Origin of the sequence: Paracoccus zeaxanthinifaciens ATCC 21588 (genome assembly GCF_000420145.1) — a bacterium.
Classification (GTDB): domain Bacteria; phylum Pseudomonadota; class Alphaproteobacteria; order Rhodobacterales; family Rhodobacteraceae; genus Paracoccus; species Paracoccus zeaxanthinifaciens.
This window is the reverse complement of record NZ_ATUJ01000003.1, coordinates 171,013-196,593: the sequence shown is the minus strand read 5'-3', so window position 1 is coordinate 196,593 and position 25,581 is coordinate 171,013. Positions and strand designations below refer to the sequence as shown.

Below are 25,581 nucleotides of genomic sequence, written 5' to 3'. Positions count from 1 at the left end.
TGCCTTCGTCGCAAGCGTCACAAGCTAACTTTTGTTTTCCCGCCCGGGCGATAACCAAGCGTTATGATGCCCGGCAGGCCTCGATCCAGGCGTTCAGGACGGCCAGGGATTCCGGCTCGTCCAGCCATGGGATATGCGCGCGTCCCGGCACGTCGGCCATGATCAGGTCGGGGCGCATCTGGGCCATCCGCTGCGCGGTCGCGCTGGACAGGAGGTCCGAATTCGCGCCCCGGATCAGCGCGACGGGCATGCCTTGGGTCGCGGTCCACAGCGGCCACAGGTCGGGGGCCTCGCCCTCGAACGCGGCAAGGAACGCCTCGCGCAGGGTGGGGTCGTAGTTGATGCGCAGGCCGCGGTCGGTTTCCGTGTAATGGGCGCGCACATCCTGCAGCCAGCGCCCCTGGGGCACGTCCGAGAAGCCGGCCATCATGGCGGGCAGGCGTTCCGCCAGTTCGGCATGGCTGCGCGCGGCGGGGTTGCGCCCGACATAGTCGAAGATCTTGTGCAGCCCGTCGCGTTCGATCACCGGCCCGACATCGTTCAGGCACAGCCCGATCATGCGGTCCCGCGCGGTCGCGGCCATGAACAGCCCGTTCAGCCCGCCGCGCGATGTCCCAAGGATCGCCGCGCGGTCCAGCCCAAGGTGATCCAGCAGGTTCAGCGCATCGCGGCTTTCGCGCGGAACGGTATAGGTCGCGGCGCCGGTGAAATCCGATGCGCCGCGGCCGCGGTAATCCATGCGGATCAGCCGCACGCCGGACAGATGCGGGGCGACATGGTCGAAATCGGCCATGTTGCGCGTCAGCCCGGCAAGGCACAGCAGGGGCAACCCGCGGCCTTCGTCGCGAAACGCGATCCTCGCGCCATCATCCGCAACGAAATGCTGCATGGTTGCCCCCCTTGCGGTTGCTTACAGGTTCTCGCTCTGGGGCATGCCCAGCACGTGATAGCCGCCATCGACGGTCACGATCTCGCCGGTGGTGTAGGCGCCCCAGTCCGACAGAAGCCAGACGGCGGTGCCGCCGATGGCCTCCAGCGTCGCGTTCGCGCGCATGGGGGCATTGGCCTCGGTATGGCGGAAGGTCTTGCGCGCGCCGCCGATGGCGGCACCGGCCAGCGTCTTCATCGGGCCGGGGCTGACCGCGTTCACGCGGATGCCGTCCGGGCCAAGGTCGTTGGCAAGATAGCGCACGCTGCTTTCCAGCGCGGCCTTGGCAACGCCCATGACGTTGTAGAAGGGCGTGACGCGGTTCGATCCGCCATAGGTCAGCGTGATGATCGACCCGCCCTCGGACATCATGGGATGCGCGCGGCGGGCAACCTCGATCAGCGAATAGCAGCTGATCTCGAGGCTGTGCTTGAAGTTCGAGCGGCTGGTATTGATGAACCGGCCCGTCAGCTCGTCCTTGTTGGAATAGGCGATGGCATGGACCAGGAAGTCCAGCTTGCCCCATTTGTCCTGGAGCGAGGCGAAGGCCGCGTCCAGCGATGCGTCGTCGGTGACGTCCACGTCCAGAAGCGTGTCCGACCCGACCGAGGCGGCAAGCGGTTCGACCCGCTTGCCGAAGGCCTCGCCCTGATAGGTAAAGGCCAGTTCGGCCCCCTCGGCGGCGGCCGCCTTGGCGATCCCCCACGCGATGGAGCGGTCATTGGCGACCCCCATCACAAGCCCGCGCTTGCCCTTCAGAAGATCGCCCATGATGTCCTCGTTCTTTCGTAATCAGTCGCGGAAGCGCGACATCAGCAGAGAGGCGTTGGTGCCCCCGAAGCCGAAGCTGTTCGACAGGATCGAATCCAGCCCTGCATTGTCGACGCGGTCGGTCGCAATCTCGCCCGGCTTGATCTCGGGGTCCAGAGTCTCGACATTCGCCGAGGCCGCGATGAAGTCATTCTGCAACATCAGCAGGCTGTAGATCGCCTCGTGGACGCCGGTCGCGCCCAGGCTGTGACCGGTCAGGGACTTGGTCGAGCTGACGGGCGGGGTCGAACCCTCGCCGAAGATGCGGCGGATGGCCTGGATCTCGCCCAGGTCGCCGACCGGGGTCGAGGTGCCGTGCGCGTTCACATAGCTGACCTTGCGGCCTTCGGGCAGGGTGTCCATGGCGACGCGCATCGCACGCTCGCCACCCTCGCCCGAGGGGGCGACCATGTCGTAGCCGTCGCTGGTCGCGCCGTAACCGGTGACCTCGGCATAGATCTTGGCACCGCGCGCCAGGGCGTGGGACAGTTCCTCCAGCACGACGACGCCGCCGCCGCCCGCGATGACGAAGCCGTCGCGGGTCGCGTCATAGGGGCGCGAGGCGGTTTCGGGCGTGTCGTTGTATTTCGACGACATCGCGCCCATCGCGTCGAAGAGGCAGGACAGCGTCCAGTCCAGTTCCTCGCCGCCGCCGGCGAAGACGATGTCCTGCTTGCCCATCTGGATCTGCTCGACCCCGTTGCCGATGCAATGCGCCGATGTCGCGCAGGCCGAGGTGATCGAGTAGTTCACGCCCTTGATCTTGAAGGGCGTCGCAAGGCAGGCCGAGTTCGTGGACGACATGCAGCGCGTGACCATGAAGGGGCCCATGCGCTTGGGTGCGCCCTTCTCGATGACGATCTGGTGGGCGTCGAAGAAGTTCGACGTCGACGGCCCGCCCGAGCCCATGATCAGGCCCGTGCGCGGGTTCGAGATCTCGCCATCCTCGAGGCCGCTATCCTTGATCGCCTGTTCCATGGCGATGAAGTTGTAGGCCGCGCCCGGACCCATGAAGCGCAGGTTGCGCTTGTCGATATGGTCCTCCAGCTTGATCTGGGGCATGCCGTGAACCTGGCTGCGGAAGCCGTGTTCGGCATATTCGGGGGCGAAGACGATCCCGGAACGCCCGTTGCGCAGGCTTTCGGTGACTTCTTCTGCATTGTTACCGATGGGCGAAACGATGCCCAGGCCGGTGATGACGACGCGCCGCATTGGGGTGCCTCCTCGGGTAAATTTCATCAGCTGGTCGACAGGGCGACCTTCATGTCCTTGACCTGGTAGATCAGTTCGCCATCCGCCTCGACGCGGCCGTCGGCCACGCCCATGGTCAGGCGACGGGTCTGCACGGCCTTCGTGAAGTCCACGTGATAGCGCAGCATCTTGCGGTCGGGGCGGACCATGCCGGTCAGCTTGACCTCGCCCACGCCCAGGGCATAGCCGCGGCCTTCCCAGCCGCGCCAGCCCAGGTTGAAGCCGGTCAGCTGCCACAGGCCGTCAAGACCCAGGCAGCCCGGCATGATCGGGTTGCCGGGGAAGTGGCAGCCGAAGAACCACAGGTCGGGATCGATGTCGAACTCGGCCACGACGTGGCCCTTGCCGTGTTCGCCGCGATTCTCCGAGATGTCGGTGATGCGGTCCATCATCAGCATCGGCGGTTCGGGCAGCTGGGCATTGCCGGGGCCGAACAGCTCTCCGCGCGCGCAGGCAAGCAGGTCGTCGCGATCGAAGCTGGTCTTGGTCATCGCCATGCGTGTGGTGCCTTCCATTCCGGCCCGCCCCGATGGGGGACGGGCGTTTTCAAGTTGCCGCACGGTCTATCATCTGGGGTCGGAAAGGCGCAAGCGAAAGGCGGTGCCGCAACGTAAGGCGGTCAGAACCACTGTCCGGGTTCCATCAGGCCCAGATCCATCAGCTGCTGGCTGTTCCATCCGAAGGGGTGCGAATTGCGCCAGACCATGTCGCCCACCTGGTCGCGCGACCCCGGATTGGTCGCCAGCGCCTTGGCCACGCGGAAGGACGCGATGGTCGCGGTCAGATTGTGGTGCCAGGGGCAGGAATAGGTGTTGTATTCCTCGAGGTTGAAGCGGTGGTCGGCGGTGATCCGCAGCCCCGCCTCTGCCCGGAACAGCGCGATGCGGTCGATGCGCCGCCGGTCGGGCGGCAGCAGTTCCTCGTATCGCCAGCGCAGGCCCCCGTGGAAATCCAGCTGCCTGTCGCGGGGATGCCCGTCCGGACCCTTGCGGCCAAGCGCGTAATACCCGGTGCGGTCGAACATCGGGTTGTCCAGATCGACCGCGTCCGGGAACCGCCCCAGGTCGCCCGCATAGAGGTCGATCACATAGGTCAGCATCGCGCCGCGGCGTTCCTCGGTGTGGAAGGCCAGCATCTCTCCGACGCTCCGGCTCTCTCCGAAGGGGTGGAACAGGAATTCGGCGTTGAAGCAGTAATACAGCCAGGTGCCCGCGGGCACGGCGGCGATCACGGCGTTCACCCCGTCCACATGGGCGTCGGGACGGCGCGAATCGTGGCGCAGCTGCGTCACCCGCGCAGCCAGGTCGGGCGGCAGCGAGATCTGCAGCTCGGACATGATCAGGATGTGGCGAAAGCCGCGCGCGACGTGATGGGCAACGGTCTCGGTGACGGCGACGCCATCCTCGACGAAGAGGATGGCGATCGGGCCCTTGGCCAGCTGCGCGCGGGGGCGGGACAGGAATTCCTGCCGGTCGGTGACGGGCAGGACCGGCATCAGCGCATCACCGCCTTCACCTGGTCCAGCGCGGCGCGCAGCAATTGCGGGTTGTCGCTGGCCGACTGGACCAGCCGCTTCAGCGTGGCCTTCTGCGCGTCGGGGATGTCGGCGCCCTCGATCATCTCCTCGATCCGGGCGGCGTCGAAGCCCTCGGGGGTCAGAAGCGTCTCGATCCGGGCGGCGACGGCGGCGGCATTTGCCGTTTCCTCGGCATGTTCGGCGGCGGTCTCGGCAGCGTCGGCGGCCTCCTCGACGGTGGCGGCCTCGGGTTCGGTGGCGGCGGCCTCGGCTGCGCGGTCGGCGGCGGCGATGGCGGCCTCGGCTGCGGCCTCGGCCTCGGCCGCGGCATCCGAGGCGGGGGGAACGCCCGCATCCTCCGAGGCGCGAACGGCCTCGGCTGCGGCATCGGCGGCGATGGCGGCGGCATCCGCTGCGGCGTCGGCTGCCGCATCGGCGGCTTCGGCAGCCTCTTCCTCGGCCGGGTCGGGCGCTGCTTGCAGCGCAGGCTCCGGCTGGGCGGGGGCCTCGGCCAATTGGGTGTCCTGCGGTGCCTGCGACTGGTTCCAGAACCATGCACCCCCCGCCGCCAGCAGCAGAATCACGACGATCAGCCCAAGTTTCTTCATCCGGCACCCCCGGCCATCAAGTTGTCCTTGGGCCATCTATGGCACAGCCCTTCGGGACCGAAAAGCCGCGCGCCCCCCGGATACGGGCGCAGATGCGCCCAAATGCGCAATTTGCACCGTGAAACGCATCAAATCCGGTTGAAAACGCGGGCCGCTCGCCTTAATTTCCCTTCACTTCCGACTTGGCTGCATAAGGAGTATCGCCATAGCTCGTCGACCGCATAACGCACCGCCCACCCGTGACACCGGCCCCCGCGTGAACGAACGCATCCGCGTGGCCGAAATCCGCCTGATCGGCCCTGACGGAGAGAATGTCGGCGTGGTGCCGCCCTCGGTCGGATTGCAGATGGCGCAGGACTCGGGGCTGGACCTGGTCGAGATTTCGCCGAACGCGGCCCCTCCGGTCTGCAAGGTCATGGACCTCGGCAAGTACAAGTACGAACAGCAGAAGCGCGAGGCCGAGGCCCGCAAGAAGCAGAAGGTCATCGAGGTCAAGGAGATCAAGTTCCGTCCGGGAACCGACATCCACGACTATGACGTCAAGATGCGCAACGTGCTGAAGTTCCTCGAGGCCGGCGACAAGGTGAAGGTCACCCTTCGCTTCCGTGGCCGCGAGATGGCCCACCAGGACCTGGGCCTGGAACTGCTGAACCGCGTCAAGTCCGACGTGGACGAGATCGGCAAGGTCGAATCCATGCCGAAGCTTGAAGGCCGCCAGATGGTCATGATGATCTCGCCGCGCTGATCGCCGCGAGATTGCACCGAACTTGGACCGAACTTGGGCCGCGCAGGCATTGCCGCGCGGCCTTTGCTTTTGCAGGATGCGCCCATGATGAACGATCCGCGAATCCTGCCGCCCCCCGCCATCCGGCTGAAAGCCCTGCCCGATGCCGATCCCGTCCTTCCCGCGCCGCGCTATGAAAGCGCGGGCGCTGCCGGTGCCGACCTGCGCGCCAACCTGCCCGCCGCGATCCGCGACGCGGGCATCGTGCTGCCGCCTGGCGGTCGCGCGCTGATCCCGACGGGGTTCGCCATTGCCGTCCCCGCGGGGTGGGAGGCGCAGGTCCGCGCCCGTTCCGGCCTTGCGCTGAAGCACGGCATCGCGCTGCCGAACGCCCCCGGCACCATCGACAGCGATTATCGCGGCCCCTTGGGCGTCATCCTGATCAACCTGGGCGATGCCGATTTCCACGTGGCGCATGGCGACCGCATCGCGCAACTGGTGATCGCGCCCGCCCCGCAGGCCGCGTTCGATCTGGTCGAGGAACTGGACGACACGCAGCGCGGGCAGGGGGGGTTCGGCTCGACCGGAACGGGGCGCGAGTGATGCTGGGCCTGTGGCTGATCGTGGCGCTGCTGATCCTGGGCCGGGTGCTGCGCGCGCCCGGGCGGGTGGTGCTGGCCATGATCGGCACGCTGCTGGCGGCGATGGTGCTGATCCAGCTGGCGGTCCCCGGATCGGCGGTCGCGGATGCGATCGGCGGGTCGGCGGCGGGCTGGCTGGTGCTGGGCGCGGCGATCGCGCTTGGCTGGGGCTATCGCGCGGGCCTTCGCCGCCTGCGCGCCCGCGCCGCACCGCCCCCCGAACCCGAACGTAGTCCCGATGCCGGCCTTACAGACCCCGAGATCGACCGCTATGCCCGCCACCTGGTCCTGCACGAGATCGGCGGGCCGGGGCAGATGCGGCTGAAGGGCGCGCGCGTCCTGATCGTCGGTGCGGGGGGGCTCGGCGCGCCGGTCTGCCTCTATCTTGCGGCGGCGGGGGTCGGGCGGATCACGCTGGCCGATGACGATACCGTCGCGCTGTCGAACCTGCAGCGGCAGGTGATCTTCCGCGACGACCTGCAGGGCGAACCCAAGGCCTATGCCGCCGCCGAGGCGATGCTGCGCCTGAACCCGCATCTGGACGTGACGCCCCTGACGCGCCGCATCACCGAGGACGATATCGACCTGATCGGCCAGCACGACCTGGTCATCGACGGGACCGACAGCCACGCCACCCGCAGTGCGATCAACCGCGCCTGCGTCGCGGCGGGCGTTCCGCTGGTCTGGGGCGCCATCGGCCGGTGGGAAGGTCAGCTGACCCTGTTCGATCCGGCCCGTGGCGGTCCCTGCATGAACTGCGTCTTCCCCGAGGCCCCCGTCCATGACGCCCCCTGCGCCGAGGCCGGCGTGGTCGGCGCGCTGCCCGGCGTGATCGGGTCGATGATGGCGCTGGAGGCTGTCAAGGAGCTGACCGGCGCAGGGCAGGGGATGCGTGGCCGCCTGATGATCCACGACGCGCTCTATTCCGAGACGCGGGTGATCCGCACCTCGGCCGATCCGGCCTGTACCGTCTGCGGCCCCGCCCGCACCGAAAAGGAACACTGAATGAACCCCGAACTGACCCGCTGGACCGGCCCCGAGGGGCTGCCGCGCTTCGACCTGATCGCGGATGCGGATTTCGCCCCGGCCTTCGACCGCGAACTTGCCGCCGCCGAAGCCGCGCACGAGGCGATCGCCGCCAACCCGCAACCCCCGAGCTTCGAGAACACCATCGCCGCGATGGAATTGGCGGACGAGGGGCTGGGGCGGATGCTCTCGATCTTCTATACGCTGGCGGGCGTCGATTCGAACCCCGCGCGAGAGGCGCTGAGCCGCGACTTCGCGCCGCGCCTTGCCGATTACGGCAGCCGCATCAGCATGGATCCCGCGGCTGTACGACCGCGTCAAGGCGGTGGCCGAGGGCGCCGATGCGCTGCCGCCGCAGGATGCGCGGATCACCCGGCTGGCCCTGCGCGACCTGACGCGCGCGGGCGCGGGGCTGGCACCCGAGGGCCGCGCCCGCATGGCTGCGATCCGGGGGCGGCTGGCCACGCTGACGACGCAGTTCACGCAGAACGTGCTGGCGGATGAACGCGACTTCGTGATGCCGGTCGCCGACGACCGGCTGGACGGGCTGCCCGACTGGCTGCTGCGCGCGATGCGGGCCGCGGCGCGCGAACGCGGGCTGCAGGGGCAGGTGGTGACGTTGAACCGCTCGTTGATCGTGCCCTTCCTGGAACATGCGGGCGACCGCGCCCTGCGCGAGGATGCCTTCCGCGCATGGGCCGCCCGCGGGTCGGGGCAGGGTGCGGGCGGGCAGGCGACCGACAACCTGCCGCTGATCCACGAGATCCTTGCCCTGCGCCATGAACGCGCGCAGCTGCTGGGCCATCCCGATTTCGCCTCGTGGAAGCTGGAGACCCAGATGGCGGGCACGCCTGACCGCGTGCAGGACCTGCTGGGTCAGGTCTGGACGGCGGCCAGCGCCCGCGCGGCGCAGGATCAGGCCCGCCTGACCGAGATGCTGCGCGCCGATGGCGTGAACGACAGGCTGCGCGGCTGGGACTGGCGGCTCTATGCCGAACGGCTGCGGCAGGCGGAACATGACGTCGATGCGGACCGTGTCGTGCCCTATCTGACGCTGGATGCGATGCTGGGCGCGGTGTTCGACGTGGCCCACAAGCTGTTCGGGCTGGAATTCGCGCCGATCGACGCGCCCTTGTGGTCGCCCGACGTGCGGGCCTTCCGCGTGACGCGCAATGGGCGGCTGATGGCGATCTTCCTGGGCGATTTCTATGCCCGTCCGGGCAAGCGCTCGGGGGCCTGGTGTTCGTCGCTGCAATCGCAGCACCGGATCGGGGAAGGGCAGCGCGCCATCGTGGTCAATGTCTGCAACTTCACTCCGCCCGAGGCGCCGGGCGCGCCCTGTTTCCTGTCCTGGGACGACGCGCATACGCTGTTCCACGAATTCGGCCATGCGACGCACCACATCCTGTCCGAGGTGGACTGGCCCTCGATCTCGGGGACGTCGGTGGCGCAGGACTTCGTCGAGCTGCCAAGCCAGCTTTACGAGCACTGGCTGGAACAGCCCGAGGTGCTGGATGCCCATGCCCGCCACCACCAGACGGGCGAGGCGCTGCCCGCCGACCTGCGCGACCGCGTGATCGCGGCGGGAAATGCGGACGCGGGATTCTCGACGACAGAGTACCTCGAAAGTGCGCTGGTGGACCTGGCCTTCCATCGCGGCACCCCGCCCGATGACGCGATGGCCGCGCAGGCGCGGGTGCTGGCGGATCTGGGCGCCCCCGAGGCGATCCCGATGCGGCATGCGACGCCGCATTTCGCGCATGTCTTCGCGGGCGACAGCTATGCCGCGGGGTATTACAGCTACATGTGGTCCGAGGTGATGGACGCCGACGCCTTTGCCGCCTTCGAGGAGACGGGCGACATCTTCGACCCCGCCACGGCGAAACGGCTGGAAGAGACGATCCTGTCCAAGGGCGGATCGGCGCCTGCGGATCAACTGTGGATGGATTTCCGGGGCCGCATGCCGGGGGTCGAGCCGCTGTTGAAGGGGCGCGGGCTGTCGTGAGACGTCAAGGGGGTGCCGACCGTCGGTCGGCGCCCTGCCGGGCAGGCCGGGGGCGCGCCGCTGTCGCGGCGCGCGGTCAGTCCCTGACCTCGGCCGGGTCCACGCCCCAGATGGCGGTCTTGGGCACCCAACCGCGCTGACCGCCGCCCGAGACGCGGCACCATTGCGGCTCGCATTCGTTCAGGCGCAGGATCGCCCCGATCTCGGCCCGCGCGACGACATCCGCATCGGTCCGGGGGCGCGTGCGCAGTTCCGTCATGTCCTGCGTGATCAGCGCGGTGCGCACCCCCGACAGCAGCGCGTAATGCACCCACCCGCCCGCGCCGTCCTTGTCCTCGACCCGGCGCCAATGGCCGAATTCGGCCACCACGCGCAGGGGCATCCCGGCATGGCGGAATACCCAGTCGATCCGGTGCGACAGGCTGGGCCCGCGCCTTGCATTGCCCTCGTTGCCCTTCAGGCTGACATAGCGCGGCAGCGGCAGGTTCGTGACCGGCCCGCGCATCTGTTCGGCCTGCGCCTGCTGCGCGGGATCCTGTGCCGCGGCGGGCGCCGCCATGAGCGCCACCCCGATCATCGCGGCCCCGATCATCGCGGCCTGCATCAGCCGCCGCGCCTTGCCCTGTTGGCGTTGAACTGTCGTCATGCGGATGGTTCCCGTCCTGCCTGTCCCGATGGCCTTCGCCTTGGGGTCTTGTGCATGCCCCGTATCGCGGGCAGTTTGCCAAAAGCCACCCTGCAAGGGAAGTGCGCCCCCGACACGAGTTCGAGAAAGTGAGGTCTGCCGATGCCCGCAAACCCGTCCTTGGTCCGTCAGAAGCTGCGCGTGGCCGTCACGCGCCGTCTGCCCGAGGCGGTCGAGACCCGCATGTCCGAGCTGTTCGACGTGATCCTGCGCGAAGATGACCGCAAGCTGACCGAGGACGAGCTGGTCGCCCTGATGCAGGGGGCCGACGTGCTGGTGCCCACCGTCACCGACCAGATCACGGCCAACATGCTGGCGCGCGCGGGCGAGCGGTTGAAGCTGATCGCGAATTACGGGGCGGGGATCGACCACGTGGATGTCGCCTCGGCCCGGCAGCGCGGGGTGCTGGTCAGCAACACGCCCGGCGTCGTCACCGAGGATACGGCCGACATGACCATGGCGCTGATCCTTGCGGTGACGCGCCGCATCCCCGAGGGGCTGGCCGAGATGCAGGCGGGCCGCTGGCAGGGCTGGTCGCCGACGGCGCATCTGGGCGGGCGGCTTGGCGGGCGCCGGCTGGGGATCCTGGGGATGGGACGGATCGGGCAGGCGGTCGCGCGCCGGGCCAACGCCTTCGGGATGCAGGTCCATTACCACAACCGCCGCCGCCTGCGCCCCGAGATCGAGGACGAGCTGCAGGCCACCTGGTGGGAGAGCCTCGACCAGATGCTGGCGCGGATGGACATCGTCAGCGTGAACGCGCCGCACACCCCCTCGACCTTCCACCTGCTGAACGCGCGTCGGCTGAAGCTGATGAAGCCCTCGGCCGTGGTGGTGAACACCTCGCGCGGCGAGGTCATCGACGAGAACGCGCTGACCCGGATGCTGCGCGCGAACGAGATCGCGGGCGCGGGGCTGGACGTGTTCGAGCACGGCCACGAGATCAACCCCCGCCTGCGCGAACTGACCAATGTCGTGCTGCTGCCCCATATGGGCAGCGCAACCGTCGAGGGCCGCGCCGAGATGGGCGAGAAGGTCCTCATCAACATCAAGACCTTTGCCGACGGGCACCGTCCGCCGGACCTGGTCGTTCCCTCCATGCTGTAGGTTCCATGCGAATGTCATCCGAACGCGCCGCGGTCTCGGCGCTCTTTCTGCTGAACGGGTTGCTGGTCGGCGGCTGGTCCCCGCGCATTCCGGCGCTGATGGAGCGGCTGGGGATCGCGGAATCCCGCGCGGGCCTTCTGGTGCTGTGCCTGGGGCTGGGCTCGATCACGGTGATGCCGCTGTTCGGGGCGATGACGGCACGGGCGGGGTCGCGCTCGGCGGTCTGGCTTGCGGCCTGGCTGACGGCGCCCTCGCTTCTGTGGATATCGCTTGCGCCGGGCTTCTGGTCGGTCGCGGCGGCGGTCTTCCTGTTCGGCGGCACGATGGGCGGCATGGATGTGGCGATGAACGCCAATGCCGTCGCGGTCGAGCGGTCGCGCGCACGGGCGATCATGTCGTCCTGCCACGGGTTCTGGAGCCTTGGCGGCGTCATCGGCGCGGGGCTTGGCGGGATCGTGCTGGAGCTTGCGGGCGAACTGGGGCAGGGCTTGGCCGTCACGGCGGTCTTTGCGGCGGGGCTGGTCTGGGCCGGGCCGCGCCTGCTGCGCGACCCTCCGGCGCCCGATCAGCCGCGTGCGCCCCTGCGCCTGCCGCGCAGCCCGCTGCCGTTCCTGCTGGGCATCGTCGCGCTGGCCTCGATGATCCCCGAAGGGGCGATCCTCGACTGGGCGGCGGTCTATCTGCAGAAGGAGATGGGCGCGCCGCTCTCCGTCGCGGGCTGGGGATTTGCGGGCTGCGCGGCGACGATGGCGGTCCTGCGCTTTGCGGGCGACGGGCTGCGCAACCGCTTCGGCGCGGTCCGCACCATGCGGATCAGCGCGCTGACGGCGATGTCGGGCCTTGCGGTCGCGGGGTTCGCGCCTTCGGCCGGGGTGGCCATCGCGGGCTTCGCGCTGGCGGGGATCGGCATCGCGAACCTGATGCCGATTGCGCTGTCGGCGGCCGGAAACCTGCCCGGCATGGCCGCGGGCGTCGGGCTGTCGGTCGTGACGATGATGGGCTATTCCGGCATCCTTCTGGCGCCCGCCGCGATCGGCTGGCTGGCCGAGAGCTTCAGTCTCGGCGCGATCTACCTGGGGCTGGCGCTGCTGCTGCTGGTGCCGCTGGCCATGTCGCGCCTAGCCGCCGCCGCCGATTTCGGCAGCGACACGGCCCCCTAGCGATAGACCTGCGCGTCCTCGGGGAAGCTGCGGTCGCGGACGGCTGCGGCATATTCCGCGATCGCCGCGTCGGCGCGCGGGCCCAGATCGCCGAACTTGCGCACGAAGCGCGGGACGCGGTCGGTCAGGCCCAGCATGTCGTCGACCACCAGGATCTGCCCGTCGCACCGCGCCGAGGCGCCGATGCCGATCACCGGCACCGGCACGGATTGGGTGATGCGGTCGGCCAGCCCCTCCATCACGCCCTCGGCCACGATCGAGAACGCGCCCGCATCGGCCACGGCCTGCGCGTCGGCGACATGGGCGGGCCAGGTATCCTGGTCGCGGCCCTGCGTGCGGAAGCCCCCCATCGTCAGCGTGGATTGCGGGGTCAGCCCGACATGGCCCATGACCGGCACGCCGCGTTCGGTCAGGAAGCGGATCGTGGGCGCCATGCGCGCGCCGCCCTCCAGCTTGACGGCGCCGCAGCCGGTTTTCATGAGGATGCGGGTCGCGTTGCGGAAGGCCTGCTCGGGGCTTTCCTCGTAGCTGCCGAAGGGCATGTCCACCACGACCATCGCGCGTGCACTGCCGCGCATCACGGCCTGCCCGTGGAGGATCATCATCTCGATCGTGACGCCCACGGTCGAGGGCAGGCCGTGCACCACCATGCCCAGGCTGTCGCCCACCAGGATCACGTCGGAATGCGCGTCCACCATCCGCGCCATCGGCGCGCTGTAGGCGGTCAGCGCCACGATGGGCGTGCCGCCCTTCATGGCCATGATCTGCGGGGCGGTGATGCGCTTCTGCGGGGCTTGTGCGGACATGGGGTCCCCCTTCAGGGCCGGACGACGCGCTGGTCGATCAGCAGGACATCGCCGAAGGCGACGGCCAGCAGGATCACGGCGGGTCGGGCCAGTTTCGTGACGCGGGTCAGGTCGTCCGCGTCGCGGATGTCGATCGAACGGATGGTGGCGCGCGGCTCGGACGCGATGATGCCGCGGATGCGCGCCCGCATCGCGGCGGTCGTGACGCCTGTCGCGGCCATTTCCTGCGCGGCAGCCAGCGCGCGCGGAAGGACGGGGGCGGCGGCGCGATCCGCTTCGGTCAGGCGCTGGTTCCGCGATGACATGGCAAGGCCGTCATCCTCTCGCATCGTGGGGACGGGCAGGATCTGCACGGGAATGTCCAGGTCGGCCACCATGCGGCGGATCAGGGTCAGCTGCTGATAGTCCTTTTCCCCGAAGGCCGCCGCGTCGGGCTGCACGATGTTGAACAGCTTGGTCACGACCGTGGCCACGCCGCGGAAATGGCCCGGGCGCAGGCGGCCCATCAGCATGCGGCCCAGACCCTCGACCTCGACATGGGTCTGCGCGCCGGGGCGATAGATATCCTCGACCCGTGGCAGGAACACCGCGTCGCAGCCGGCCTGCGCCAGCTTCCGGCGGTCGCCTTCCTCGTCGCGGGGATACCTGTCCAGATCCTCGTTCGGGCCGAATTGCGTGGGGTTCACGAAGATCGAGGTCACGACCCGCCCGCCGCCCTGCGCATCCACCCATTCGCGGGCGCGTGCGACCAGCGACATGTGCCCCGCATGCAGCGCCCCCATGGTGGGCACCAGCGCCACGGCCTGTCCGGCACGCCGCCATTCGCGCGACAGGTCGCGGATTTCGCCCGTGCTGCGGCAGATCTGCATGTGGGCGGTCCCTTCGCCGGAAAAACTCAGGTCCGGAAATTACCCGCCCCCCGGAGGCGCGGCAAGTCTTGCGGCATGTCGTTTTTCGCCCGCCGATGGTCGGGGCCATTTGACGTTGCGTGCCACGGATGGGGCAACGATGGGCGAACGGGCCACGCAAACGGAGCAGCGGCAATGAAATCTCATGTGAAGGTTCTGATCGTCGGTGGCGGCGCCGTCGGATGCGGGATCGCCTATCACCTGGCACGTGCGGGGTGGCAGCCGATGCTGGTCGAACGCGACGAGCTGACGGCAGGATCGACATGGCATGCGGCGGGCCTGCTGCCGCTGTTCAACATGGGATACGCGACCAGCCATATCCACGACTACTCGGTCAAGCTCTATGCCGGGCTCGAGGCCGAGACGGGCCTGAACGCGGGCTTCACCCGCTGCGGCAACCTGCGCATGGCCCAGACCGATGCGCGGATGGACGAATACATGCTCTATTCCTCGACCGCCGAGACGATCGGGATCGAGCACGAGTTCCTGACCCCCGCCCAGATGAAGGAGCGCTGGCCGCTGCTGCGCACCGACGATCTGAAGGGCGCGCTGTTCCACCCGACCGACGGCTATATCAACCCCGCCGACGTGACGCAGGCGATGGCCAAGGGCGCACGGATGGCAGGCGCCACGATCGAGCGCAAGATCCAGGTGAACGCCTATCGCTGGACGGGATCGGAATGGGTCGTCACCTGCGAACGCATGGCCGAGAAGGGCGGCAACCTGGTTCCCTCGGGCGAGGTGTTCGAGATCACGGCCGAGCATGTCGTGACCGCGACGGGCAACCATTCGCAGCGCACGGCGCGGCTTCTGGGCATCCGCATCCCGGCCATCCCGGTCGAACACCAATTCATCGTGACCGAACCCGACCCCGCGCTGCTGAAATGGCGGGCCGAGGGCAATCCCGAACATCCCGTGCTGCGCGATGCCGATGCCAAGTGGTATGTCCGCGAGGAACGCGGCGGCTGGATCCTCGGGCCGTACGAACGCGGTGCGCCCGCGCGCTTCCCCTACGAGGTGCCCGACAGCTTCCGCGCCGACCTGTTCCCGCTGGATCTGGACCGCATCGAAGAGGAATACATGTCCATGATCCACCGCCTGCCGACATCCGAGACGGTGGGCCTCAAGGACGATTTCAACGGGCCGATCTGTTACACCCCCGACGGCAATCCGCTGGTCGGTCCCGCACCCGGCCTGCGCAACATGTGGCTGGCCGAGGGCTTCAGCTTCGGCATCACCGCGGCGGGCGGCGTCGGTCATTACCTGACGCAGATGATGACCGAGGGCGAGGCCGAGATCGACATGGCATCCCTCGACCCGCGCCGCTTCGGGTCCTGGATGACCACCGAATATGCCGTGAAGAAGAACGAGGAAGCCTACGAGCACGTCTTCATCCTGCACCATCCCGACGAGGAACGAGAGGCCGCCCGCCCGCTGCGCACCTCGCCCGCCTATGACCGGCAGGCCGCGCGCGGCGCGCAATTCGGGCAGGTGAACGGGTGGGAGCGTCCGAACTATTACGCGCCCATGGGCTTCGACGATCACGCCTCGCGCAGCTTCCGTCGCGGCGGCTGGTGGGAATATGCGAAAGCCGAGGCCGAGGCCGTGCGCAATGCCGCGGGCCTGATCGACGCGACGGCCTTCGCCAAGCATCGCGTGACGGGGCCGGGGGCGACGGCCTTCCTAGACTGGCTGACGACGAACAGGCTGCCGAAGGTCGGGCGGATCAACCTGACCTATGCCCTGACCGAGGCCGGAACGACGCGCACCGAATACACCATCGTCCGCCACGCCGAGGACGACTATTACCTGGTGTCGGCAGGCGCCTGGACCGATTACGACGCAGACAACCTGATCCGGGCGGCGCAGGATTTCATGGCCGAAGGCGGCGGCTTCGTCGGCATCCAGGACGTGACGACGCAATGGGGCGTCTTCGCCATCGCGGGGCCGCAATCGCGGGCGATCCTGTCCAAGCTGATCCGCGACCCGCAGCCGGAAACCGCCCTGTCGAACAAGCGCTTCCCCTGGCTGTCGGCCCGCCGGATCGAGCTGGGCATGGTCCCCGTGAACGCGATCCGCGTCGCCTATACGGGCGAGCTGGGCTGGGAGCTGCACCACCCGATCGAGATGCAGAACCACCTGTTCGACCGCCTGATGGAGGCCGGCGAACCGCTTGGGCTGAAGCTGGTGGGTGCGCGCGCGCAGAACTGGCTGCGGCAGGAGAAGTCCTATCGCGCCTTCGGGACCGAACTGGGGCGCGATGCGACCCCGCTCGAGGCCGGGCTGGACCGCTTCGTGGACCTGTCCAAGGATTTCCGGGGCAAGGCCGCGATGGAGGCCAAGGGCATCCGCAGCAGATGCGTGACGCTGCTGATCGACGGGCCTGCCGATGCCGACCCCTGGGGCCGTGAGGCGCTGTTCCTGGACGGGCAGAAGGTGGGTCGCCTGACCTCGGGCGGGTATTCCGCGGCCTTCGGCAAGCAGATCGGGATGGGCTATGTCCGCCCCGACCTGGCCCAGCCCGGCACGCGCCTGAAGGTCCGGATGTTCCGCGAGCTGTGGGACGCCGAGGTGACCGAGGACAGCCCCTACGACCCGCAGAACGCCCGGATCAGGATCGACGGCTAGGCGTCCTCGGGGCGCAGCAGAAGGCGCAGCAGATCGTCGAAGGGTGCGGCGGTCTGCGGCGCGTTCGGGCGCGGCTCGTTCAGGCCCAGCACGGCATAGCCATGCGTCATCGCCCAGATCGCGGTGCGGACGGTTTCCTGCGCGTCGGGGGGAATGAACGCCGCGGTGGCGCGTTCCAGCACGGCCCATGTCTCGGACGCGGCCTGCTGCAGCGCGGGATCGACATGGCGCGCGCGGCTGAACATCATCCGGAACAGCCCCGATTGCGCGGTCGAGAAATCGAGATAGCCCTGGTTGATCCGTGACAGCCTCTCATAGGGGGGGATGTCGCCGGGCAGGGATTCCTCGATCAGCAGCAGGTTGTCGCGCAGGCGGACGAAGCCCCGGATCGCGATGGCGTCCTGCAGCCCGGCCAGCGACCCGAAGTGATGGGCCGGTGCGGCATGGGACACACCCGCACGGGCGGCGACGCGGCGCAGGGTCAGTTCCTCGATCCCGTGTTCGTCCAGGATCTCGAGGCCCGCGGCGACAAGGCGGTCGCGCAGGGACACGCGGCAGAGTTCGCCCGTCATGCGATGCTGCACCGCAGAAGCTTGACACTGTCAAGGCGTGCTGACATTTTAGGCATGGGTGGCCAGCTGCCGCAGCTTCCGATCGGCCCTTCACGATCGTCGGAATGCCGGTACCCCCTGGCGGGCGGCCCGTATGCGGCCTTGGTATTGGATTTCATTCGTCCTGCTTTCCCTCGTACTTGCCAAGGCCGCTTCTGCGGCTCTTCGTGGTAAACGGCTTGTCTGGAAAAGGTCTGGATCAAATACAAAAGGCCGAGCACATGGCCCGGCCTTTTTGTTTTTTGGAGCGGGCGAGGCGATTCGAACGCCCGACCCTAACCTTGGCAAGGTTATGCTCTACCCCTGAGCTACGCCCGCTCCGTTCCGTCTGCGATCCGTTTCCGTTTCCGGTGACCGTCTCGCCTTCGGTGAGTGGGGATTTACGGAACTGAGCCGGGGGCCGCAAGAGGAAAAACGCACCTTCGGGTCGATTTTTCGGAAATTTCTTGTAAGTCATTGAAATTGCTTGATCGGAAAATGAGACTTTTCGCGTGCCCGACAGCTTCCCGTGGGGCCGGAACAGAATCGCCGCCCCAAAGGGCGGCGATCATGGCGGTCTATTCGGCGGCGCGGATGCGCGCGGTCTCCAGCATGGGCTTCAGATAGCGGCCCGTATGGCTGGCCTCGACCTCGGACACGTCCTCGGGGGTGCCGATGGCGACCATCGTCCCGCCGCCATCCCCGCCCTCGGGGCCGATATCCAGAAGCCAGTCGGCGGTCTTGATCACATCGAGGTTGTGTTCGATCACCACGACGGTGTTCCCCTGGTCCACCAGCTCGTGCAGCACCTCCAGAAGCTTGCGCACATCCTCGAAATGCAGGCCGGTCGTCGGCTCGTCCAGGATGTACAGCGTCTTGCCCGTCGATCTGCGCGCCAGCTCCTTGGACAGCTTCACGCGCTGCGCCTCGCCGCCCGACAGGGTCGTCGCCTGCTGGCCCACCTTGATATAGCCGAGGCCGACCTGCATCAGCGCGTCCATCTTCTCGCGGATCGAGGGGACGGCGCCGAAGAACTGCTGCGCATCCTCGACCGTCATGTCCAGCACATCCGCGATGGACTTGCCCTTGAAGGTCACCTCCAGCGTCTCGCGGTTGTAGCGGGCACCCTTGCAGGTCTCGCATTCGACATAGACGTCGGGCAGGAAGTGCATCTCGATCTTGATGACGCCGTCGCCCTGGCACGCCTCGCAGCGGCCGCCCTTGACGTTGAAGCTGAAGCGGCCGGGCTTGTAGCCGCGCGCCTTGGCCTCTGGCAGGCCCGCGAACCATTCGCGGATGGGGGTGAAGGCCCCGGTATAGGTCGCGGGATTCGATCGCGGCGTGCGGCCGATCGGGCGCTGGTCGATGTCGATGACCTTGTCCAGATGCTCCAGCCCCTTGATCTGCTCGCAGGGGGCGGGGGTCTGGCGCGCGCCGTTCAGGCGCAGGCTGGCGGTCTTGAACAGCGTCTCGATGGTCAGGGTGGACTTGCCCCCGCCCGACACGCCGGTCACGCAGACGAACTTGCCAAGCGGGAAATCCGCGCTGACCTTCTTGAGGTTGTTGCCCGTCGCGCCGATCACGCTGATCTTCTTGCCGTTCCCCTTGCGGCGGGTCTGCGGCACGGCGATTTCGCGTTGGCCCGACAGGTACTGCCCCGTCAGGCTGCCCGCATCCGCCGCGATCTGGTCGGGCGTGCCCTGGCTGACGACCGTGCCGCCATGCACACCCGCGCCGGGACCGATGTCGAAGACGTAATCGGCATGCCGGATCGCGTCCTCGTCATGTTCGACCACCAGGACCGAGTTGCCCTGGTCGCGCAGCCCCTTCAGCGTGCCCAGCAGGCGGTCGTTGTCGCGCTGGTGCAGCCCGATGGACGGTTCGTCGAGGACATAGAGAACCCCCGTCAGCCCGCTGCCGATCTGGCTGGCCAGGCGGATGCGCTGGCTCTCGCCGCCCGAAAGGGTGCCCGCCGCGCGCGAGAGGGTAAGGTAATCCAGACCCACGTTGACGAGGAAGCCGAGCCTCTCGCGGATCTCCTTGAGGATGGCGGTCGCGATCTCGTTCTTCTGGCGCGACAGGTGGTTCGGGGCATCCTCGACCCAGGCCAGCGCCTCCTTGATCGACAGCTCGACCACGTGGCCGATATGGCTGCCCGCGATCTTGACGGCCAGCGCCTCGGGTTTCAGGCGATAGCCGTTGCAGGCGCCGCAGGGGCGGTTGTTCTGGTAACGCTCGAACTCCTCGCGGACCCAGGCGCTGTCGGATTCGCGCAGGCGGCGCTCCATGTTCGGGACCACGCCCTCGAAGACGCGGCTGATCTCGTAGATGCGGCCCGCGTCGTCGAAGCGGAACTTGATCTCCTCTCCGCCGGAACCGCGCATGAACAGGTCGCGCACGTCCTGCGGCAGGTCGCGCCATGCGGTCTTCTTGTCGAATCCGTAATGCTTGGCCAGCGCGTTCACGGTCTGCGTCAGATAGGCCGATTTCGACTTGGCCCAGGGCGCGATGGCCCCCTTGGCGATGGACAGCGTGGGGTCCGGCACGATCAGGCGTTCGTCGAAGAACAGCTCGACCCCAAGGCCGTCGCAGACCGGGCAGGCGCCGAAGGGCGCGTTGAACGAGAACAGCCGCGGCTCGATCTCGGGGATGGTGAAGCCGCTGACGGGGCAGGCGAAGTTCTCGCTGAAGGTGATGCGCTCGGGCTCGTCCGTGGCGGTTTCCAGAACCGCGATGCCGTCGGCAAGGTCCAGCGCGGTGCGGAAGCTGTCGGCCAGGCGCGTCTCGAGCCCCTCGCGGACGACGATGCGGTCCACGACCACGTCGATGTTCTGGCGGAACTTCTTGTCCAGGGTGGGCGGCTCGTCCAGCTCGTGGAACTCGCCGTTGACCTTGACGCGCTGGAAGCCCTGCTTGCGCAGCTCCAGGAATTCCTTGCGGTATTCGCCCTTGCGGTCGCGCACGATGGGCGCCAGCAGATAGGCGCGCGTGCCCTCGGGCATGGCCATGACCTGATCGACCATGTCCTGCACCTGCTGCGCCTCGATCGGCAGGCCGGTCGCGGGGCTGTAGGGCGTGCCCGACCGCGCGAACAGCAGGCGCAGGTAATCGTAAATCTCGGTCACGGTGCCCACGGTCGACCGCGGGTTCTTCGACGTGGTCTTCTGCTCGATGCTGATGGCGGGCGACAGGCCGCTGATATGGTCCACGTCGGGCTTGCCCATCATGTCGAGGAACTGCCGCGCATAGGCCGACAGGCTTTCGACGTAACGTCGCTGCCCCTCGGCATAGATGGTGTCGAAGGCCAGCGAGGACTTGCCCGATCCCGACAGGCCGGTGATCACCACCAGCTGGTCGCGCGGGATGTCCAGGTCGACGCCCTTGAGATTGTGTTCGCGCGCACCGCGCACCGATATGAACTTCTGTTCCATTGATACCCCCGGTGGCCCAAGCGCATGAGATAGGCAAAGCGTTCCGAAACGCAAGTTCGAGCGGGAACATTCAGCGAACGAAAAGGATTCTGCACCTGCGGCATTGTGTCTGCCGCATCGCGGCGCAATAGTCGTGCGCGAGGAAGGGTGCGCGTGAAATGTTATCGCTCGCACTTGCGCGACTGGCGGCCACCGCTAGGATGCGGAAATTCGAGGAAGGGGGCTTGGTATGTTCAACAAGATTCTGGTTGCCAACCGTGGCGAGATCGCGATCCGCGTGATGCGCGCCGCGAACGAGCTGGGCAAGCGAACGGTCGCGGTCTATGCCGAGGAGGACAAGCTGGGCCTCCATCGCTTCAAGGCCGACGAGGCATACCGGATCGGCGAGGGGCTGGGCCCGGTCGCCGCATACCTGTCCATCCCCGAGATCATCCGTGTGGCCAAGGAAAGCGGCGCGGACGCGATCCATCCGGGCTATGGCCTGCTGTCCGAGAACCCCGAATTCGTCGATGCCTGCGCGGCTGCCGGCATCACCTTCATCGGCCCCCGCGCCGAGACGATGCGCGCGCTTGGCGACAAGGCCAGCGCGCGGCGCGTCGCCATCAAGGCGGGCGTTCCCGTCATCCCCGCGACCGAGGTTCTGGGCGACGATTTCAACGCCATCAAGGCCGAGGCCGCCGAGATCGGCTATCCGCTGATGCTGAAGGCCAGCTGGGGCGGCGGCGGTCGCGGCATGCGCCCGATCAACGGCCCCGAGGAGCTGGTCGAGAAGGTCCGCGAGGGCCGCCGCGAGGCCGAGGCCGCCTTCGGCAACGGCGAGGGTTACCTGGAGAAAATGATCCTGCGTGCCCGCCACGTCGAGGTGCAGCTGCTGGGCGACACGCATGGGGGCCTGTATCACCTGTTCGAACGCGACTGCACGGTCCAACGCCGCAACCAGAAGGTCGTCGAACGCGCCCCCGCCCCCTATCTGACCGAGGAACAGCGGGCCGAGGTCTGCGGCCTTGCGCTGAAGATCGGGCAGGCGGTCGGCTACGAATGCGCAGGCACGGTCGAGTTCCTGATGGATATGGACAGCGGCCAGTTCTACTTCATCGAGGTGAACCCGCGCGTGCAGGTCGAACATACCGTCACCGAAGAGGTGACCGGCATCGACATCGTGCAGTCCCAGATCCGCATCATGGAGGGCGAGACCCTGGCCCAGGCCACGGGTCATTCCAGCCAGGACCAGATCACCCTGTCGGGGCACGCGCTGCAATGCCGCGTCACGACCGAGGATCCGCAGAACAACTTCATCCCCGATTACGGCCGCATCACCGCCTATCGCAGCGCGACCGGCATGGGCATCCGCCTGGACGGGGGGACGGCCTATTCGGGCGGCGTCATCACGCGCTTCTACGATTCGCTGCTGGTCAAGGTGACGGCCTGGGCGCAGACCCCCGATCAGGCGATCAAGCGCATGGACCGCGCCCTGCGCGAATTCCGCGTGCGCGGCGTTTCCACGAACATCGATTTCGTCATCAACCTGCTGAAGCATCCGACCTTCCTCGACGACACCTATACGACGAAGTTCATCGACACGACGGACGACCTGTTCGACTTCAAGAAGCGCCAGGACCGGGCGACCAAGATCCTGACCTATCTGGCCGATATCAGCGTGAACGGTCACCCCGAGACCGCGGGCCGCGCGCTGCCGCCCGCCCAGGCCCGCCCGCCGGTTCCGCCGCTGCCGAAGGCCGCCCCCGCGCAGGGCACCCGCCAGATGCTTGAAGCCCAGGGCGCGCAGGCCGTGGCCGACTGGATGGCCGCGCAGAAGCAGCTGCTGATCACCGACACCACCATGCGCGACGGGCACCAGTCGCTGCTGGCCACCCGAATGCGGTCGATCGACATGATCCGCGTGGCGCCCAGCTATGCCGCGAACCTGCCGCAGCTGTTCAGCGTGGAATGCTGGGGCGGCGCGACCTTCGACGTGGCCTATCGCTTCCTGCAGGAATGCCCCTGGCAGCGCCTGCGCGACATCCGCGAGAAGATGCCGAACCTGATGACGCAGATGCTGCTGCGGGCCTCGAACGGGGTAGGCTATACCAACTATCCCGACAACGTGGTGCAGTTCTTCGTGAAGCAGGCCGCCGAGACCGGCGTGGACGTGTTCCGCGTCTTCGACAGCCTGAACTGGGTCGAGAACATGCGCGTCGCGATGGATGCGGTGATCGACAGCGGCAAGATCTGCGAAGGCACCGTCTGCTATACCGGCAACATGCTGGACCCCGACCGGGCGAAATACGACCTGAAATACTATGTCGGGATGGCGCAGCAGCTGAAGGATGCCGGCGCGCATGTGCTGGGCCTGAAGGACATGGCGGGCCTGCTGAAGCCCGCCGCCGCACGCACCCTGATCAAGACGCTGAAGGAAGAGGTCGGCCTGCCGATCCACTTCCACACCCATGACACCAGCGGAATGGGCGGCGCGACGATCCTGGCCGCCGCCGATGCGGGCGTGGATGCGGTCGATTGCGCGATGGACGCGCTGTCGGGCAATACCAGCCAGCCGACCATGGGATCCGTCGTCGAGGCCCTGGCCCAGACCGACCGCGACACGGGCCTGGACATCGAGGCCATCCGCGGCATCAGCAACTACTGGGAACGCGTCCGCGAAAGCTATGCCGCCTTCGAATCGGGCCTGCAATCGCCCGCCTCCGAGGTCTATCTGCACGAGATGCCGGGCGGGCAGTTCACCAACCTCAAGGCGCAGGCGCGCTCGATGGGGCTGGAGGATCGCTGGCACGAGGTCGCGCAATCCTATGCCGATGTGAACCGGATGTTCGGGGATATCGTGAAGGTCACGCCGTCCTCGAAGGTGGTGGGCGACATGGCGCTGATGATGGTGGCGCAGGGCATGACGCCCGAACAGGTCGTCGATCCTGCCGTCGATGTCAGCTTCCCCGACAGCGTCGTGGACATGATGCGCGGCAACCTGGGCCAACCCCCCGGCGGCTGGCCCGAGGCGCTGCAGAAGAAGATCCTCAAGGGCGAGACCCCGATCACCGACCGCCCCGGCGCCCACCTGGAGCCGGTGGACCTGGAGGCCGTCCGCGCGAAGCTGTCCGCCGAACTGGGCGACATCGAGATCGACGACGAGGATCTGAACGGCTACCTCATGTATCCCAAGGTCTTCACCGACTACATGCAGCGCCACGAGACCTATGGCCCGGTGCGCACCCTGCCGACGCGCAGCTTCTTCTATGGAATGGAGCCGGGGCAGGAGATCAGCGTCGAGATCGACCCCGGCAAGACGCTGGAGGTCCGCCTGCTGACCATCGGCGAGACGGACGACAAGGGCGAGGTGAAGGTCTTCTTCGAACTGAACGGCCAGCCGCGCCAGGTCCGCATCCCGAACCGCAAGGCGGGCGGCGGCAGCGCCGCGCGGCCCAAGGCGGATCCGTCGAATGACGGCCATGTCGGTGCGCCCATGCCGGGCGTCGTCGCCTCGGTCGCCGTGACGCAAGGTCAGACCGTCGCGCAGGGCGACCTGATCCTGACGATCGAGGCCATGAAGATGGAGACCGGCATCCACGCCGACCAGGACGGAACCGTCAAGGCCATCCACGTCACGCCAGGCGCACAGATCGACGCCAAGGATCTGCTGGTCGAAATCGAATGATCGGATGGGCGCACCCCGCGCGGGGTGCGCCTGCACGAACTGCAGGCAGCCTTCGTCCACCGGGAAAAATGCTTCGATAGGCCGCAGCCCAAGCCCGAAACCGAGCGTTGACCCTCGGACGCCGTAGGTCTACATCGCAACCAGCCAACCCGTCGCGGGGACAGCCACAGGTGTTTCCGCGACCCGAAAGGGGATCAGCTCGTGGATAACCTTCTGCAGGACTATCTTCCAATTCTCGTCTTTGCGGGCATGGCCTCGGCGCTGGCCCTGATCCTGCTGCTGTCCGCGATCGTCATCGCGGTGCGCAATCCCGACCCCGAGAAGGTCAGCGCCTACGAATGCGGCTTCAACGCCTTCGACGACGCGCGGATGAAGTTCGACGTGCGATTCTATCTCGTGTCGATCCTGTTCATCATCTTCGACCTCGAGGTCGCGTTCCTGTTCCCCTGGGCGGTCAGCTTCCAGTGGATCAGCACCACGGCATTCTGGTCCATGATGGTGTTCCTGGGCGTGCTGACGGCGGGCTTTGCCTATGAATGGAAGAAGGGGGCGCTGGAATGGGCGTGATGACCGGAGCGAACACCGCCGGGGCCGATCGCGAACACGCGACCCGCGCGCTGAACTCGGAACTGCAGGACAAGGGCTTCCTGCTGACCACGACCGAGGACATCATCAACTGGGCGCGCAACGGCAGCCTGCACTGGATGACCTTCGGCCTGGCCTGCTGCGCCGTCGAGATGATGCAGACCTCGATGCCGCGCTATGACCTCGAACGCTTCGGGACCGCGCCGCGCGCATCGCCGCGCCAGTCCGACCTGATGATCGTCGCGGGCACGCTGACCAACAAGATGGCCCCCGCGCTGCGCAAGGTCTATGACCAGATGCCGGAACCGCGTTACGTCATCAGCATGGGCAGCTGCGCGAATGGCGGCGGCTACTATCACTACAGCTATTCCGTGGTGCGCGGCTGCGATCGCGTGGTGCCCGTGGACATCTATGTCCCCGGCTGCCCGCCGACCGCCGAGGCGCTTCTGTATGGCATCCTGCAACTTCAGCGCCGCATCCGGCGCACCGGCACGCTGGTGAGGTAACG

At 67.6% G+C, this 25,581-nt stretch carries 20 protein-coding genes, 1 tRNA gene and 1 pseudogene; 10 read left to right on the top strand and 12 right to left on the bottom strand.

The features are described 5' to 3' along the window. Positions 1-61 precede the first annotated feature (61 nt). From F804_RS0104250 to F804_RS16855, 6 genes are all read right to left on the bottom strand, one after another. Positions 62-889: an alpha/beta fold hydrolase gene (locus F804_RS0104250; RefSeq protein ID WP_022706507.1), complete on the bottom strand. Its 828-nt coding sequence runs from the start codon at positions 887-889 to the stop codon at positions 62-64. A gap of 21 nt (positions 890-910) precedes the next feature. After that, complete coding sequence (locus F804_RS0104245) at positions 911-1,699, bottom strand: enoyl-ACP reductase FabI (protein ID WP_022706506.1); 789 nt, start codon at positions 1,697-1,699, stop codon at positions 911-913. Positions 1,700-1,720: 21 nt separating this feature from the next. Further along, positions 1,721-2,950: a beta-ketoacyl-ACP synthase I gene (gene fabB, locus F804_RS0104240; protein ID WP_022706505.1), complete on the bottom strand. Its 1,230-nt coding sequence runs from the start codon at positions 2,948-2,950 to the stop codon at positions 1,721-1,723. 26 nt (positions 2,951-2,976) lie between these two features. After that, the gene (gene fabA, locus F804_RS0104235; RefSeq protein ID WP_022706504.1) at positions 2,977-3,486 is read right to left on the bottom strand and encodes a bifunctional 3-hydroxydecanoyl-ACP dehydratase/trans-2-decenoyl-ACP isomerase; all 510 of its coding nucleotides are present in this window, start codon (positions 3,484-3,486) and stop codon (positions 2,977-2,979) included. A gap of 122 nt (positions 3,487-3,608) precedes the next feature. Further along, positions 3,609-4,484: a glycosyltransferase family 2 protein gene (locus tag F804_RS0104230; RefSeq protein WP_022706503.1), complete on the bottom strand. Its 876-nt coding sequence runs from the start codon at positions 4,482-4,484 to the stop codon at positions 3,609-3,611. Then, positions 4,484-5,113: a hypothetical protein gene (locus F804_RS16855; protein ID WP_022706502.1), complete on the bottom strand. Its 630-nt coding sequence runs from the start codon at positions 5,111-5,113 to the stop codon at positions 4,484-4,486. The genes F804_RS0104230 and F804_RS16855 overlap by 1 nt, the downstream gene beginning before the upstream one ends. A gap of 256 nt (positions 5,114-5,369) precedes the next feature. Here F804_RS16855 and infC point away from each other — a divergent pair, with 256 nt between their 5' ends. The 4 genes and pseudogenes from infC (at position 5,370) to F804_RS15600 (ending at position 9,509) form a co-directional block, all read left to right on the top strand. After that, on the top strand, positions 5,370-5,858 hold the full coding sequence (gene infC / locus F804_RS0104220) for a translation initiation factor IF-3 (protein ID WP_022706501.1): 489 nt from the start codon (positions 5,370-5,372) through the stop codon (positions 5,856-5,858). Positions 5,859-5,945: 87 nt separating this feature from the next. Further along, positions 5,946-6,440 carry a dUTP diphosphatase gene (dut, locus tag F804_RS0104215; protein WP_040595703.1) on the top strand — a complete coding sequence of 165 codons (495 nt, stop codon included), beginning with the start codon at positions 5,946-5,948 and terminating at the stop codon, positions 6,438-6,440. Continuing rightward, positions 6,440-7,483: a HesA/MoeB/ThiF family protein gene (locus tag F804_RS0104210; RefSeq protein WP_022706499.1), complete on the top strand. Its 1,044-nt coding sequence runs from the start codon at positions 6,440-6,442 to the stop codon at positions 7,481-7,483. Before dut ends, F804_RS0104210 begins: the two co-directional genes overlap by 1 nt. Next, positions 7,484-9,509, top strand: a pseudogene (locus F804_RS15600) (M3 family metallopeptidase). It begins immediately after the preceding gene. Positions 9,510-9,585: 76 nt separating this feature from the next. On the opposite strand, the gene F804_RS0104200 reads toward F804_RS15600, so the two are convergent. Then, a complete protein-coding gene (locus tag F804_RS0104200) occupies positions 9,586-10,068 on the bottom strand; it encodes an SH3 domain-containing protein (protein WP_211214610.1) in 483 nt (160 codons plus the stop codon). A gap of 246 nt (positions 10,069-10,314) precedes the next feature. Between F804_RS0104200 and F804_RS0104195 the strand changes: the two genes are divergently transcribed. Both F804_RS0104195 and F804_RS15595 read left to right on the top strand, forming a co-directional pair. Further along, the gene (locus tag F804_RS0104195; protein WP_028725596.1) at positions 10,315-11,301 is read left to right on the top strand and encodes a 2-hydroxyacid dehydrogenase; all 987 of its coding nucleotides are present in this window, start codon (positions 10,315-10,317) and stop codon (positions 11,299-11,301) included. Between the two features lie 11 nt (positions 11,302-11,312). Next, positions 11,313-12,461 carry an MFS transporter gene (locus F804_RS15595; protein WP_022706497.1) on the top strand — a complete coding sequence of 383 codons (1,149 nt, stop codon included), beginning with the start codon at positions 11,313-11,315 and terminating at the stop codon, positions 12,459-12,461. Here the strand turns inward: F804_RS15595 and panB are convergent. Continuing rightward, a complete protein-coding gene (panB, locus tag F804_RS0104185; protein WP_022706496.1) occupies positions 12,458-13,267 on the bottom strand; it encodes a 3-methyl-2-oxobutanoate hydroxymethyltransferase in 810 nt (269 codons plus the stop codon). The two genes, F804_RS15595 and panB, sit on opposite strands and share 4 nt — an antisense overlap. Before the next feature lie 11 nt (positions 13,268-13,278). Then, positions 13,279-14,136, bottom strand: coding sequence for a pantoate--beta-alanine ligase (panC, locus tag F804_RS0104180; RefSeq protein ID WP_022706495.1), 858 nt, complete (start codon positions 14,134-14,136; stop codon positions 13,279-13,281). A 174-nt stretch (positions 14,137-14,310) separates the two neighbouring features. Between panC and F804_RS0104175 the strand changes: the two genes are divergently transcribed. Beyond that, the gene (locus F804_RS0104175; RefSeq protein WP_022706494.1) at positions 14,311-16,803 is read left to right on the top strand and encodes a GcvT family protein; all 2,493 of its coding nucleotides are present in this window, start codon (positions 14,311-14,313) and stop codon (positions 16,801-16,803) included. On the opposite strand, the gene F804_RS15590 is transcribed toward F804_RS0104175, so the two are convergent. From F804_RS15590 to uvrA, 3 genes are all read right to left on the bottom strand, one after another. Beyond that, positions 16,800-17,375, bottom strand: coding sequence for a TetR/AcrR family transcriptional regulator (locus tag F804_RS15590; protein ID WP_022706493.1), 576 nt, complete (start codon positions 17,373-17,375; stop codon positions 16,800-16,802). The genes F804_RS0104175 and F804_RS15590 overlap by 4 nt on opposite strands. Positions 17,376-17,657: 282 nt before the next feature. Beyond that, positions 17,658-17,732 (bottom strand) — tRNA-Gly (locus tag F804_RS0104165). A 239-nt stretch (positions 17,733-17,971) separates the two neighbouring features. Next, complete coding sequence (uvrA, locus tag F804_RS0104160) at positions 17,972-20,824, bottom strand: excinuclease ABC subunit UvrA (protein ID WP_022706492.1); 2,853 nt, start codon at positions 20,822-20,824, stop codon at positions 17,972-17,974. Positions 20,825-21,053: 229 nt separating this feature from the next. Between uvrA and F804_RS0104155 the strand changes: the two genes are divergently transcribed. From F804_RS0104155 to F804_RS0104145, 3 genes are all read left to right on the top strand, one after another. Continuing rightward, a complete protein-coding gene (locus tag F804_RS0104155; RefSeq protein WP_022706491.1) occupies positions 21,054-24,488 on the top strand; it encodes a pyruvate carboxylase in 3,435 nt (1,144 codons plus the stop codon). A 249-nt stretch (positions 24,489-24,737) separates the two neighbouring features. Further along, on the top strand, positions 24,738-25,055 hold the full coding sequence (gene ndhC, locus F804_RS0104150; protein ID WP_425413861.1) for an NADH-quinone oxidoreductase subunit A: 318 nt from the start codon (positions 24,738-24,740) through the stop codon (positions 25,053-25,055). After that, positions 25,046-25,579, top strand: a complete 534-nt coding sequence (locus F804_RS0104145) for a NuoB/complex I 20 kDa subunit family protein (RefSeq protein WP_022706489.1) — start codon at positions 25,046-25,048, stop codon at positions 25,577-25,579. The genes ndhC and F804_RS0104145 overlap by 10 nt, the downstream gene beginning before the upstream one ends. Positions 25,580-25,581 lie beyond the last annotated feature (2 nt).